Genomic DNA, 13372 nt, shown 5'->3' with positions numbered 1-13372 from the left:
CGCTCGCCTGCTCGCCAAAACGGCGGCAGCACAGGAGGGAAGCAGATGGCGCAGGGACTGCGTTCTCGGACCGCGGCGGCGGCCCTGGTGCTCGGTGCTGCTGCGCTTTGCGCCGGACTGCTGGCCCTCGCCATGGTGCTTGCGCCGCGGGACGGCATCGACTTCCGGGTCTACGTGGCCGGCGGACAAACGGTCCTGAAAGCCAGCGGCGAACTGTATTCGGTGGGCATACCCAACCCTCCCAATCCCTCCCTGATGTTCACGTACCCTCCGGCAGCCGCCCTGCTGTTCGCGGTCCTTGTGCCCTTCGGGGACTCCATCGGCTTCAACATTTTCCTCGGCTTCTCCCTGGCCCTGACCGCACTGACTGCCCTGTGGCTCGTGGCGCACTTCAGCGGCACGGGCCTGCGGGCGGTCCTGAAGGGGTTCTGGCTCCGGCCCGCAGCCATCGTTGCCTTTGGCCTCGTGACTGCCCTCGGACCGTGGCGGGACACCCTGGCCCTTGGACAGGTGAACATCATCCTGTTCGCAATGGTCATGGTCGATTTCCTGAACCGCAGCGAGCAGTGGCCCCGGGGCCTGCTCACCGGCGTGGCCGCCGGACTGAAACTGACCCCACTGGCCTTCGCGTTCTATTACCTGGTCCGCGGAGACTGGCGTGGCCTGCGGAACATGGCCTTCGGTTTCCTTGCCACCTTCGGACTCGGGTTCCTGATCCTGCCCCGGGAGTCGAAGACCTACTGGGGCGAACTGCTCCCGGACACCTCGCGGGTTGGCGGGGGAGCGTACGTTGACAACCTCTCCTTCCGCGGCGCGCTGCTGCACTTCGCCGGACCCGATGCGGACGTCACCGTTCCCTGGCTGCTGCTGTGCCTCGCCGCAGCGGCAGCCGCCGCGGTCATCATTCGGCTGGCGGCACGTGCAGGAGCGGACCTGCTGGCACTGTCCGCCGCAGCGCTGCTGATGCTGCTCGCCTCGCCGGTCTCCTGGTCCCACCACTGGGTATGGGTGGCGCTCTTCCTGCCGCTGGTCGCTGCGGGGACCTGGCGACTGCCACGGCGCCGCCGGGCCATGCGCGCTACAGGATGGATACTTTTCATGGCCACGGCCGCGGCCTTCTACCTGACGCCCAAGGGAATCGGCGGCCTGCTGGGTGCAGGGGACCTCGATTCCCAAACCCCCGAACTGTGGCTGATGGCGTCCAGCGCGGGAGTCTTCTGCGGCGCAGCCATGCTCGCCTGGTTCGTTCTGCTGCTGTGGCCGGACCGGCCACGCCGGTGGTGGCGCGCCGCACCGGTCTCCGGCGATATCCAGGTTCCGCGCCCCTAGACTGTTGCCCATGACTTCCGGATCCCTCCTGGCCATCTGCCGCGTGCACGCCCTGCGGCCCACTTCCGATGCGGTTGGCGTCAGCGCGATCGACAAGCGTGCCGTCGAGGGTCCGGTCAAGGTCTATGCCCTGGGCCTGACCGGTGACGTGCAGGCCGACCGCAGGCACCACGGCGGTGAGTCCAAGGCCGTGTATGCCTACTCGCAGGAGGACGCGGACTGGTGGGCTGCCGAACTCGGCGAGTCCGTGCCGCCTGGCCGTTTCGGCGAAAACCTCCGAGTATCAGGGATTGACGCGTCCCATGCAGTGGTAGGGGAGCAGTGGCGGATCGGCACGGACGTGGTGCTGGAAGTGACCTGCCCGCGCACCCCCTGCCGCAACTTCGCCCAGTACATGGGCCAGCCACGGTGGGTGGCACGGTTCGCCGCCGCGGGACGGCTGGGAACCTACCTGCGCGTTGTTTCCCGCGGCTCGATCCAGTCCGGAGACAGCGTAGAAGTTATCTCCCGTCCGGATCACGGCGTGACCGTGGCGGACGTGTTCCAGGGGCTCTCGCCGGAACAGCATTACCGCTTGTCGGAGGCCGGGGAAGCGGGAACGTACTTGTCCCCGGAGATCCGCAAGGTGCTGCGCCGCAAGCCGGCCGCGCAGGAAGCGCCGGCAGGCGCAGTCTAGGGCACTGTGCCGGACCTCACGGCGTTACGGGGTGGGTAAGCGGCTCCCATGCCGTACACTTGAGGAATCCCCCACTCCGGTATTCCCTGATTTCCCTGCGGACTGAGAGTCCATTGCAGGTACGTTGTGTTGGGGCCCGCATGAAACATGCGGGCAGATTCATCTCCTGGGAGCGCCGGCAAAGAAATCGTCACACCGAGCCGCGGTCGCAACCCAGTGATACTGGCCCACAGCTGTGACGGAGAGTCCTGCCTGGGATTGCAACAGTGCCCGGACTTATGTACTCGCAGCCGCTCGAACCGGCTGCCCGGCCCCACTGATGAGGAATACCCTTGCCTGAGAACACCCAAGAAATTGTCGAAGAAAACACTGCCGCAGAAGCTGTAGAAGCTGAGGTCCTGTTCTCCGATTTCAACCTGGATGCCCGCATCCTCGCCGCGCTGACCGACGTCGGCTACAAGAACCCTTCGCCTATCCAGGCTGCCACCATCCCCGTCCTGCTTGAAGGCCGCGACGTCGTAGGCCTGGCCCAGACCGGCACCGGCAAGACCGCCGCCTTCGCTGTCCCCGCCCTGTCCCGCATGGCGGAGCTGGCCGAGGTCAACGGACCCACCAAGGACACCCAGATCCTGGTGCTGGCTCCGACCCGTGAACTCGCCCTGCAGGTAGCCGAGGCCTTCACCTCCTACGCCGTGCACATGGATGACTTCACCGTGCTGCCCGTCTACGGCGGTTCCCCCTACGGCCCCCAGCTCGCCGGCCTCCGCCGCGGTGCGCAGGTTGTTGTTGGAACGCCGGGCCGCGTCATCGACCACATCTCCAAGGGTTCGCTGGACCTGTCCAACCTGCAGTACCTCGTCCTGGACGAAGCCGACGAAATGCTGCGCATGGGCTTCGCCGAAGACGTTGAGCAGATCCTCTCCAGCACCCCGGATGAGAAGCAGGTTGCCCTCTTCTCCGCCACCATGCCCGGTGCCATCCGCAAGATCGCCAAGAAGTACCTGAACGATCCGGCAGAAATCACCGTCAAGTCCAAGACCACCACCGGCGCCAACACCCGCCAGCGCTACGTGCAGGTCATGGGTCCGCACAAGCTCGACGCAATGTCCCGCATCCTCGAGACCGAAGACTTCGACGGCGTCATCGCCTTCGTGCGCACCAAGATGGCCACCGAGGACCTGGCGGACAAGCTGAAGTCCCGCGGCTACAAGGCAGCAGCGATCAACGGCGACATTCCGCAGCAGCAGCGTGAGCGCACCGTCGAGGCGCTTCGCGAGGGCAAGATTGACATCCTCGTTGCCACCGACGTCGCAGCACGCGGCCTGGATGTTGAGCGCATCAGCCACGTCTTCAACTACGACATCCCGCATGACACCGAGTCCTACGTGCACCGCATCGGCCGTACCGGCCGCGCAGGCCGCACGGGCGACGCGATCCTGTTCATGACCCCGCGCGAGAAGTACCTGCTGCGCGCCATCGAGAAGGCAACGCGCCAGCCCGTTGAGCACATGCAGCTGCCCGGTGTTGACGTTGTCAACGCCAAGCGCCTGGCCAAGTTCTCCGAGCGCATCACCGAGACCCGCAACTCCGAAGACCTCTCCGTCTTCCGTGAGCTGGTCACCAAGTACATCGCCGAGAATGACGTTCCCGCCGAGGAAATCGCCGCCGCGCTGGCCGTCATGGCCCAGGGTGGACGCCCGCTGCTGATGGAAGAAATCCCGCAGGCACCGGCCCGCCAGCGCGAGCGTGCCGAAGGCCGCAACGACGGCTTCGGCTCACGCGGCCCGACGCGCCCGCTGACCGAAGGCAACGCAACGTACCGCATAGCCGTCGGCCGCCGCCAGCGCGTTATGCCGGGCTCGATCGTTGGTGCCATCGCGAACGAGGGCGGCCTGTCCTCCTCGCAGATCGGCGGTATTGATATCCGCTCGGACCACACCCTCGTGGAACTTCCCGCGGACCTGTCCAAGGACCAGCTGCGTGCACTGTCCCGCACCCGGATCGGTGGCGAACTGATCCACCTGGAACTGGACAAGGGACGCCGTCCGGCCCGTGAAGGCGGCTCCTACGACCGCGCCGACCGCGGCTTCAAGAAGGACTTCAAGAAGCGCGACGGCGAGCGGTCCTTCGGTGACCGCGGCTCGGACCGCCCGTACAAGAAGAAGTTCGACGGCGACCGCAGCTTCGGCAAGCCGGCCGGTGCCGGTGCCCGCAAGCCGCGTTTCCGCGACTAGGAGTTAGCAGCAGGCTGGGCGTCCTTCGGGGCGCCCTTCCTGCGTTTAACGGCGATTGGCTGTGCGGCTTGAGGCAATGCCCGCTGATTCAGACGCGTCCAGGGGGCGGGCGCGGCGACCGCGGAACCGGTGGAAGAACCAGACGGCGGGTCCCAGGACAGGGAAGCCAAGGATGCCCAGCAGGCACAGGAACCGTATGCCCGGTGCGAGGTTCTTCTGCCGGGACAAGGAAATGACGGCGGTGACGGCCAGGAGCAGCATGATGATGCCTGCGGCTGGGACCATGAACTCCCAATACATGGGAACAACAGGGTTGGCGCCTTGGTCGATGGGGTGCCTCCCGGGGCAGTCGGGTCCCTTCTTGGGATGTAGCCTGTCAGTCTGCCACAGCCGGATCCCGGTTCAGGGCATCCTGGGCCTCCCGGACCTCCTGCCGGAGCTGCAGCACGTCCGAGGCGATGGCCGCCAGGTCCCGCAGGGTGCTCTCCTGCTCTCCGGTGAGGCTCCGTGCGTCCCGGTCCATGACGCACAAAGTTCCCAGCGCGAGGCCCTCCGCATTGCGCAGCGGTACGCCGGCGTAGAAACCGAACCCGGGTGAGGCCGCAACCAGCGGGTCATCCGAGGTGCGCGGATCCTTCTGGACATCATCAATGATGAAGGGCGCGTCTTCGCGCACCGTCGCCGGGCAGAGGGACTTCGCCGAATCAGCCGAACCGCGTTGAGTTCCGCTTCCGGATACCGTCCACACCCGGTCCCCGCCCACAATCGAGACGGCTGCTACCGGAACGTCCAGCACCCGGGCGGTAACGGCGGTAATGCGGTCAAGCAGCGGATCGGGTCCGTCTTCCGACTCCGCGCCGAGTTCTTCCGCAGCACGGATCCGCTCAGGGTCTGCCGCAGTGCTGCGCCGGCCGCGGCCGGCCGTGGCAAGTTCCATCATGGCTTCGGATACTTCGTGCGCGGAGGGGCGCTCATCCACGTCCGGCGCCGTCATCGCCGCCAGGACAGCGCTCCATCCGGGGCCCAGCGAATCCGGGATCACCGGCCCGCGGAACAGGCGGGCCAGGGCGCTTTCAACGGCCATGCCCGGGAAAGCCCGTTCACCGGTCAGGCAGCGCAGCAGCACCAGGCCCAGCGAATACACGTCGCTGTGCGGCCCGGCGGGTTCTGAGCGGACCTGCTCGGGGCTCATGAACCCAGCCGTGCCCGTGAACTCGTCGGCCTGGGGCATTGGGTCTCCGGCCATCTGCGCCACACCGAAATCGGTCAGTTTGGCCCGCAGCCGGGATTCGTCTTCCCGGTAGTCGAAGAGAAGGATGTTGGCGGGCTTAATGTCGCGGTGGATGATGCCGGCCCGGTGGATGTAGTCCAAGCCGATCGCGACGTCGTAACCGAGCAGTGAGACCTGCCTTGCCGGCAGCTTGCCGCCCGCAAGGCGGCGGCTGAGGTCAGGGCCCTGGACGAGTTCCATAGCCAGCCACACAATCGAGGTGCCCGACGGCGAAACCTCAGTGCCGGCGTCGAACAATGTGATCAGGCTGTGGTGGTTCAGCTGCGAAAGTACCTTGGCCTCGGCTTCGTCCCGGCGGCGTTCCTCGTCCGTCCGGGCGCGGGAAGCGATGAGTTTCACGGCGACATCGCGGCCCAGAAGCTCGTCGACCGCCCGGTGCACTGCACCCATGGAACCAGCGCCGATTCTCTCCTGCAGGCGGTACCTGCCGCCCACTACTGTTCCTGGACCCATGTGCCTTGGCATCCGCGCACTCCTGTAAGAATCATCCTGCCGGCGGGGAGGCAGCGGCGGTGCGGAAACCCAGTTGTTTCCTGGCCTAAGTCTAAGTCCCTGGCACCGTCCATCGAACGCGTGACAGGCCGCTGACGTGCAGCGAAAGTGTCTTCGGTCACAGAAGCGGGGTTTGGCCCGAATCGATTTCGTGATGCGGAGAAAGTACTGGTAGAGTCTTATGTCGTTGCCCCGGTAAGGGGCGATGCCCCGATAGCTCAGTGGTAGAGCGCCATCTTGGTAAGATGGAGGTCCCGGGATCGATTCCCGGTCGGGGCTCTCAATGGGAGGGTCCGCGTTTGTAAGCCTGTTGTCCAACATGGGGCGAAGCACGCGGGCTTGACTCATTTATGGCGGTGTAGCTCAGTTGGTTAGAGCGCACGACTCATAATCGTGAGGTCGGGAGATCGAGCCTCCCCACCGCTACAGAGTAAAACCCCCGGGATCCACGAGATTCCGGGGGTTTTCTGCTTTCCCGGACACTTTGGAAAGTGGTTGTGACACGCGGTCCTCCGCGGGGGCCGAACGGGGGCGGCTTGTAGGATCACAGGGAGAGCCCCGTCCTAAGTCAATCGCCCGAGCACGGAACGAAAGATGCAGACCCCATGACAGAGAACAACCCTGCCGCCAACGATCAGGCATTGCCGACCAGGCGCGCCCGGCGAGCAGCGCAAAACCGTGATCTGTCCGGCGCTCCGGACGGTGCCGAACGGAGCACCAGCCAGACTGGCGGGGTCCGGGAGCCGGGCAACTCCGGCCAGGCGGCAGGGGAGCAGAATGACACCCTTCCGTCCCGACGCCGTGCCCGTGCCGAACTGCGTTCCTGGGGGAGTGTTCCGGCAGGGGAGGCGTCCGAGTCCGCGAGTGGGTCTTCACCGGCTCCCGCTCCAGGGGCGGTGCTCGAAGAGTCTGCCCCGGATGAAGGGAACGACGGCGGAGAGCCGGTTCCTGCGCCGGTGGCAGACGAGGCGGCAGACAGGCCGGAGCCCCTGACAGAACCGGATGCTTTGACGGAACCGGGTGCGGTGCAGGAGCCGGAAGCTCTGACGGAACCTGATGCGGTGCCGGGGCGGAATACGGCGCCCGGACCGGAAACGGAACGCGATTTCGAACGCGCTGCTGATGACGAACCTGAACATGCTCCTGAAGTTGAGTCAGCTCCCGAAGCTGAGCCTGCCTCCGACTCCGGGCCCGCCCGCGAACCCGAATCCGAAACCGAGCCGGTCTCCGCACCCGCGAACACCGTCCACGCAGCGCCTGCGGCCGCGCCGGAGCATGGGGTCCACCCGGCCCCTGAGCCTCTCCCTGAGCCGGGCGGGGGCGCCGATGGCCAGCCGCTCGCCGTCGCACTTCCCGAACTTCCGGCAGCACCGCCTGCCGGCCCACAGCAGGAGATGGAAATCACCGACCGCGAAGCCGCTGAAACCCCGGCTGGCCCTCCCGCCGGCCTCCCGCTGGAACCAGCCCACATGCCGGTCGATCTGCGTGAACGCACCCGGGCCGCGGTGCGCGGCGAGCCCAACGACGTGCGCCGGGCAACGTTCCTCGACACGCAGACTGCCAAGATCCCGGCTGCCCGCGGGTTCCGCGGTTTCCTGGCGTCCCTGGGCATCCGGATAGCGCCGTCCGCGCGGGAGCTCGAGGAACGCCGGGACACCCGGATCGTGAGCCAGCACTGGCCCGGCCCGCGGACCATCTCCGTGGTGAACGGCAAGGGCGGCGCGAACAAGACCCCCACCACGGTGATGCTCGCGGCCATCTTTGCCCGCAACGGCGGAGGTCCCGTCCTGGCCTGGGACAACAATGAGACCCGAGGTACCCTCGGCTGGCGGACCGAGCAGGCCCAGCACGATGCCACGGTCATGGACCTGCTTCCGGAAACCGGGCTGCTGCAGTCCCCGGCAGCCCAGTCGGCCATGCTGGCCAAGTTCGTCCATCACCAGACGGATGACAAGTACGACGTACTGCGTTCCAACCCGAATGTCCTGGCCTCGGAACAGAAGGTCACCAAGGCTGACTTCGACGCGCTGCACTCTGTGGCATCCAAATACTTCCGCCTGAATGTGGTGGATTCCGGCAATGACGAAAGCGCCGAGCGGTGGCTGCGCATGATCGACCACACCGACCAGCTGGTCATCGCCACCACCACGGTCGAGGAACATGCCGAGGCAGGCGCGCTGCTGCTTGAAGCGCTGCAGGAACGAGGCGGAAAGTACGCGGAGCTGGCGCGCGGCGCCGTCGTTATTGTTTCCCAGGCTGACCGCAACGGCACCGAAGCGCAGGCACGGAGGGTGGCTGAGGCCTTCAAAGTGCTGGCGCGGGCCGCGGTAACAATTCCGTATGACCCGGCGCTGGTCAAGGGGCAGATCCGCTACGCCTCCCTCCGGCCCGCCACCCAGCGCGCCTGGCTGCGGGCGGCGGCAGCCGTAGCCGGAGGTCTGTAGAAAGATCAGCTTGCTTATCTTTGCCGTTGTTTCCTAGGGTAGAGGGCAGAGGCGGCCCAGACCGGGCCGCCAGACCACGAACGGAGGAAAAATGTCAGCACATGATATTTCCGGCAAGAAGGTTGCTTTCCTGCTCACGGACGGCGTAGAGCAGGTCGAACTCACCAGCCCCTGGGAAGCCGTAAAGGAAGCCGGCGGATCGCCGGTCCTGGTTTCGCCGTCCAGCGGGAGCATCCAGGGCTTCAACGGTTTGGACAAGGGCGACACCTTCTCCGTGGACCTGGATGTGGCGGATGCCAAGGCGTCGGACTTCGATGCGCTGGTCCTGCCCGGCGGTGTTGTCAACGCCGACTACCTGCGCGTGAACAAGGACGCCCAGCGTTTTGCCCGGGACTTCTTCGAAGCAGGCAAGCCTGTAGCAGCGATCTGCCACGGACCGTGGCTCCTGATCGACGCCGAGGTAGTTAAGGGCCGGGACCTGACGTCCTTCCACACCCTCGCCACCGACCTGCGCAACGCGGGTGCCAACTGGAGTGACGAAGAGGTAGTGGTGGACCAGGGACTGGTTACCAGCCGCACGCCCGACGACCTTGAGGCATTCAACGCCAAGGTGGTCGAAGAGATCTCCGAAGGGCAGCACGCCGGGCAGCACGCCTGACGTTTCCCCTTTCCCACTCCGCCCCGGAAGCCAGCAGGCATCCGGGGCGGAGTGCTGTCTGCAGCGCTTCTGTGCGTGTTGACCCGGCGGTTTGGATGAGATGACCCGGTTCTCCCGGCCCAAAGTACCTAGGGTGGGGGAAGCCGTGGAGTCTGACGCAGATTCGAACCAAGGGGGAATTCATCCGTGACCAGCAGCGACACGACGCCGGAGGTCCAGCGGCCGCTCGAGGGAATCCTGGTGGCTGACTTCTCCCGGGTCCTTGCCGGTCCGCTGTGCACCATGACCCTGGCGGACCTCGGAGCCCGCGTCATCAAGGTTGAACGTCCGGGAACCGGGGATGACACACGCAGCTGGGGGCCGCCCTTCTCCGGTACCGGTGCCACGTACTTCGAAGCAGTGAACCGGAACAAGGAATCGGTCTGCCTTGACCTGGCGGACGCGCAGGGCATCCAGCTCGCGCGGGAACTGGCCCTGCGCGCGGACGTGCTGGTGGAAAACTTCAAGCCCGGGGGACTCGGCAAACTGGGCCTGGGCTACGCAGACCTGAGCAAAGCGAACCCCGGCCTCGTGTACGCGTCAATCTCCGGCTTCGGCGACGGGGGTGGCCGTGACCTGCCGGGCTACGACTTTGTGGTCCAGGCCCTGGGCGGGCTCATGAGCGTCACGGGAGAGCCCGGCGGAACGCCCATGAAAGCCGGGGTAGCCCTGGTGGATGTGCTCACCGCCAAGGACGCCGCGACGGCGGTGCTCGCGGCACTGCTTTCCCGCCGCGTGACCGGCCGGGGGACCCACGTCCGGCTCAACCTGCTCTCCAGCCTGCAGGGGGCGCTGGCCAATCAGGCGCAGGCCTTCCTGGGAGCCGGCGTGGTTCCGGCCCGGATGGGCAACGCCCATCCCTCGATAGTTCCGTATCAGCTGCTGGACTGCGCTGACGTCCCGCTGGCGGTGGCGTGCGGCAACGACCTGCAGTTCGCCCGGCTGGCCCGCGAACTGGGTGCTCCCGGCCTGGCCCAGGATGAACGGTTCGCCACCAACAGTGCCCGGGTGCAGCACCGGGAAGAACTGATTCCCCTGCTGGAAAAGTACCTCGCCGCTGCGCCGGCCGCGCACTGGCAGGAACGCCTCACCCGGGCAGGAGTGCCTGCAGGCAAAGTTGCCGGCATCGACGAGGGGATCGCGTACGCCGAGTCGCTCGGCCTGGACCCGGTGCTTGAACTGACGGATGCCGACGGCGCTCCGGCCGGGCGGCAGATCCGCCACCCTGCCCAGTGGGAACCTGCCCTGGCTCCGCGGACGGATGCTCCGCCCAGGCTCGGACAGCACACGGAAGACGTCCTGAAATGGCTGCAGGAACCGGCGCCCGGACGTACGGATACCCGCGGCTACCCCTGGCGCTGACGCAGCTCCAGCCACAGCGGGGCGAAGACATCCGGGTCATCCAGGTCAACGCCGAGCAGGGACGAGGCGAGTGCCATCCGGTGCCGGAGGGAATTGCGGTGGATGCCCAGGGCCCGCGACGCGTTTTCCCAGTGGCCCCGGTGACGCAGGTATTCGGTAACGGTACCCAGCAGGTCGGCGCGGGCATAAGCAGCCAGGGCTTGCACCCACACCTGTGCTGCAGCGCTGGCGGGTGCGGCCAGTCCCGCAAGGGTTCCGGCCGGTGCCTGGTCCAGCGCCCGCCGGAGTCCGGCCAGGACCCCCGGCACCTCGGAGAGGGTGAGCGGATCGCTGACGGCGCCGGCGCCGTCCGGGGCTGGTGGTGCAGGGAAAGCCTCCGTGCGGGGAAGCTGGCTTTCGCTTTCCGGCAGCAGGACGTAGAGCACCCCGTCCCGTTCGTGGCGGAGGGTGCAGTGTGAAACCGTCTCAGGGACCGGCTGCACACCGGGCGCCGGCACAAGGGCCGGTGCCGCGGCCACCAGTTGTTCAGGGGCCGCAGGCTCTCCGGCCCTCAGCGCCAGGACCCGAACGCGGCGCGGCAGCTCGGGATGTCCCGCATCTTCAGCCAGGATGCGGGCCGCCTCTGTGTGTCCGTGGAGCACCAGCTTGGCGACAGCGGTTTCCAGCACGGCTGCGGCGCTGGACGCTGCCTCCCGCTGCCGGGCCTTCAGCGCCAGGAGCGTGCAGACGGTCATGATGACCTGCCGGTCCGGTGCAGCGAGCTTCCGGCCGGGCCCCACCGCGAGGAAGCCGTGGATCCGCCCGCCGGCGGCGATGGGGTACTCCACCACCGGCTGGCCGTGGAGTTCGAAGGTCGCGGCCGAATGCGTGCCGGCCCGGTTCAGCCGAATGGTCTCCTCACGCAGCAGGGGGAGCAGCGCGCCGGTGCTCTCCGGCCAGTACCGCTCCGGTTCAGCGTCCGAGGGCAGGAACGCCGCCCATCCGCCCAGGGCCTGGGCGAGTCCGCGGATGACGGCGGCGGCGCCCCCGGGGCGCATGGCCGCCTGGGCGAGGGACGTCTGGGTTCCGAGGCTGCCCAGCAGCTCGGCCTCGCCGCTGCGGGACGAAAGCCGCCAGAAGGAGCGGGACACGTTCTGGAAGGGCACGCCGTCGGGCACTGCCAGCAGGTGGATCTGCGCCTCGTCGCAGGCTTCGGAGAGGAAGTTCGGAACTTCGGTAAGCCAGGGCCCCAGCCCGATACCGAGCGCATGGACTCCCCTGGCGCGCAGCCGGTCTACATAGCGGGCGGTGGCTGCGGGACTTCCGCCCAGCGGCATGCCCGTGGTGAGCAGCAGTTCCCCGCCGTCCAGGTAGGGCGTGGGGTCCTCCAGTTCCGACACATGGACGCCGGTCAGTTCCCGGGCCGGAAAGGAGCGCCTGTTGACCGGCACCAGATCGGTTCCGAGGACGGCACAAAGCTCAGAAAGGGAAACCATGGGATAAATCATCCGGTATCCGCAGCCCCGTTGGGCCAAATGCTCAATGACGCATGTCGCAGGCCTCCGTAGCGTGTCCTCAAGACCTTGGAGCCTGCCATGCCCAGACCCGGCGAGGGCAGTCTCCACAGCCGTCAACCCGAGAGAGAAGAGCGCCATGAGCACCACAGCAGTCCCGCCCGCGGAAACCCTGGAACCGGCAGACCTCATCAGCTTCGATTCACTGCTCAGCAGTGACGAACTGGCGCTGCGGGCCAAGGTCCGCTCCTTCGTGGACGAGGCGATCCGCCCCAACATCGCCGGCTGGTTCGAAGCCGCCCATTTCCCGCTGGAGATTGTGCCGGAGATGGGAAAGCTCGGACTGCTGGGAATGCACCTGCACGGCTACGGCTGCGCGGGGCGTTCCGCCGTAGAATACGGGCTGGCCGGAGCCGAGCTGGAGGCCGGTGACTCCGGACTGCGCACCTTCGTCTCCGTGCAGGGCTCGCTGGCCATGAGCGCCATCTCCAAGTGGGGGTCCGAGGAGCAGAAGTCACGCTGGCTGCCGGGTATGGCCAAGGGCGAGGAGATCGGCTGCTTCGGGCTGACCGAACCCACCGCGGGCTCCGACCCCTCGGCCATGAAGACCTTCGCGCGGCGGGATGGCGAGGACTGGGTCCTCAACGGGACCAAGCGGTGGATTGGACTCGCCAACGTCGCCTCGGTGGCCGTGATCTGGGCGCAGACCGAGGAGGGTATCCGCGGCTTCGTGGTGCCCACCGGGACTGCCGGGTTCACCGCCGTCCCCATCGAGCCGAAGCTCTCCATGCGTGCCAGCATCCAGTGCGAGATCGAACTCAGTGACGTGCGGCTGCCGGCGCACGCAGTGCTTCCCGGAGCCCGCGGCCTGCGCGGACCGTTCTCCTGCCTCAATGAAGCGCGCTACGGCATCATCTGGGGGTCCATGGGGGCGGCCAGGGACTCCTTCGAAGCCGCCCTGGCCTACTCCAGGGACCGCCTGCAGTTCGACAAGCCGCTGGCGGGTTACCAGCTGACCCAGCAGAAGCTGGTGGACATGGCCCTGGAGATCAACAAAGGATTCCTGCTCGCACTGCACCTGGGCAGGCTCAAGGACGCCGGCACGCTGCAGAACCACCAGATCTCGGTGGGCAAGCTGAACAACGTCCGGGAAGCGATCGCCATCGCCCGTGAAGCCCGGACCATCCTCGGCGGCAACGGAATCACCCTGGACTACTCGCCGCTGCGCCACGCGAACAACCTTGAATCCGTGCGGACGTACGAGGGCACGGACGAGGTGCACACGCTCATCCTCGGCCAGCACCTCACCGGCGTCCCCGCCTTCCGCTAGCCCGGTCCGCCGGTCCACCGAACA

At 67.0% G+C, this 13372-nt stretch carries 10 protein-coding genes and 2 tRNA genes; 9 read left to right on the top strand and 3 right to left on the bottom strand.

The features are described from left to right. The first annotated feature begins 45 nt into the window (after positions 1-45). From GD628_RS02575 to GD628_RS02565, 3 genes are all read left to right on the top strand, one after another. Positions 46-1329: a glycosyltransferase 87 family protein gene (locus GD628_RS02575; RefSeq protein WP_152273732.1), complete on the top strand. Its 1284-nt coding sequence runs from the start codon at positions 46-48 to the stop codon at positions 1327-1329. A gap of 10 nt (positions 1330-1339) precedes the next feature. After that, positions 1340-2005, top strand: coding sequence for an MOSC domain-containing protein (locus GD628_RS02570; RefSeq protein ID WP_091602489.1), 666 nt, complete (start codon positions 1340-1342; stop codon positions 2003-2005). Between the two features lie 332 nt (positions 2006-2337). Continuing rightward, a complete protein-coding gene (locus GD628_RS02565; protein ID WP_377955313.1) occupies positions 2338-4239 on the top strand; it encodes a DEAD/DEAH box helicase in 1902 nt (633 codons plus the stop codon). Positions 4240-4284: 45 nt separating this feature from the next. On the opposite strand, the gene GD628_RS02560 is transcribed toward GD628_RS02565, so the two are convergent. After that, positions 4285-4539 carry a hypothetical protein gene (locus GD628_RS02560; RefSeq protein ID WP_193313181.1) on the bottom strand — a complete coding sequence of 85 codons (255 nt, stop codon included), beginning with the start codon at positions 4537-4539 and terminating at the stop codon, positions 4285-4287. 76 nt (positions 4540-4615) lie between these two features. Further along, positions 4616-5983 carry a protein kinase domain-containing protein gene (locus GD628_RS02555; protein ID WP_226802307.1) on the bottom strand — a complete coding sequence of 456 codons (1368 nt, stop codon included), beginning with the start codon at positions 5981-5983 and terminating at the stop codon, positions 4616-4618. Between the two features lie 246 nt (positions 5984-6229). On the opposite strand from GD628_RS02555, the gene GD628_RS02550 reads away from it, so the two are divergent. The 5 genes from GD628_RS02550 (at position 6230) to GD628_RS02530 (ending at position 10525) form a co-directional block, all read left to right on the top strand. After that, a tRNA-Thr gene (locus GD628_RS02550) sits at positions 6230-6301 on the top strand. A 73-nt stretch (positions 6302-6374) separates the two neighbouring features. Next, positions 6375-6448 (top strand) — tRNA-Met (locus tag GD628_RS02545). 179 nt (positions 6449-6627) lie between these two features. Continuing rightward, a complete protein-coding gene (locus GD628_RS16430; protein ID WP_193313180.1) occupies positions 6628-8466 on the top strand; it encodes an AAA family ATPase in 1839 nt (612 codons plus the stop codon). A gap of 91 nt (positions 8467-8557) precedes the next feature. Then, positions 8558-9124: a type 1 glutamine amidotransferase domain-containing protein gene (locus tag GD628_RS02535; protein WP_091602499.1), complete on the top strand. Its 567-nt coding sequence runs from the start codon at positions 8558-8560 to the stop codon at positions 9122-9124. Between the two features lie 186 nt (positions 9125-9310). Further along, on the top strand, positions 9311-10525 hold the full coding sequence (locus GD628_RS02530; protein WP_226802306.1) for a CaiB/BaiF CoA transferase family protein: 1215 nt from the start codon (positions 9311-9313) through the stop codon (positions 10523-10525). Here the strand turns inward: GD628_RS02530 and GD628_RS02525 are convergent. Beyond that, on the bottom strand, positions 10510-12000 hold the full coding sequence (locus GD628_RS02525; protein WP_152273729.1) for a PucR family transcriptional regulator: 1491 nt from the start codon (positions 11998-12000) through the stop codon (positions 10510-10512). The genes GD628_RS02530 and GD628_RS02525 overlap by 16 nt on opposite strands. A gap of 157 nt (positions 12001-12157) precedes the next feature. Here GD628_RS02525 and GD628_RS02520 point away from each other — a divergent pair, with 157 nt between their 5' ends. Continuing rightward, positions 12158-13348, top strand: a complete 1191-nt coding sequence (locus tag GD628_RS02520; protein WP_152273728.1) for an acyl-CoA dehydrogenase family protein — start codon at positions 12158-12160, stop codon at positions 13346-13348. The last annotated feature ends 24 nt before the right edge of the window (positions 13349-13372 follow it).

The organism is Arthrobacter koreensis, from assembly GCF_009193255.1.
GTDB classification, from domain to species: Bacteria; Actinomycetota; Actinomycetes; order Actinomycetales; family Micrococcaceae; genus Arthrobacter_B; species Arthrobacter_B koreensis.
This window is presented reverse-complemented; position numbering and strand designations above follow the sequence as displayed.

Bases quoted from the DNA above. Each gene is read 5' to 3' on its own strand.
- GD628_RS02525 (WP_152273729.1), bottom strand. From the start codon at position 12,000: ATGGTTTCCCTTTCTGAGCTTTGTGCCGTCCTCGGAACCGATCTGGTG.
- GD628_RS16430 (WP_193313180.1), top strand. From the start codon at position 6,628: ATGACAGAGAACAACCCTGCCGCCAACGATCAGGCATTGCCGACCAGG.
- GD628_RS02575 (WP_152273732.1), top strand. From the start codon at position 46: ATGGCGCAGGGACTGCGTTCTCGGACCGCGGCGGCGGCCCTGGTGCTC.
- GD628_RS02520 (WP_152273728.1), top strand. From the start codon at position 12,158: ATGAGCACCACAGCAGTCCCGCCCGCGGAAACCCTGGAACCGGCAGAC.
- GD628_RS02570 (WP_091602489.1), top strand. From the start codon at position 1,340: ATGACTTCCGGATCCCTCCTGGCCATCTGCCGCGTGCACGCCCTGCGG.
- GD628_RS02560 (WP_193313181.1), bottom strand. From the start codon at position 4,539: ATGTATTGGGAGTTCATGGTCCCAGCCGCAGGCATCATCATGCTGCTC.
- GD628_RS02555 (WP_226802307.1), bottom strand. From the start codon at position 5,983: ATGGGTCCAGGAACAGTAGTGGGCGGCAGGTACCGCCTGCAGGAGAGA.
- GD628_RS02535 (WP_091602499.1), top strand. From the start codon at position 8,558: ATGTCAGCACATGATATTTCCGGCAAGAAGGTTGCTTTCCTGCTCACG.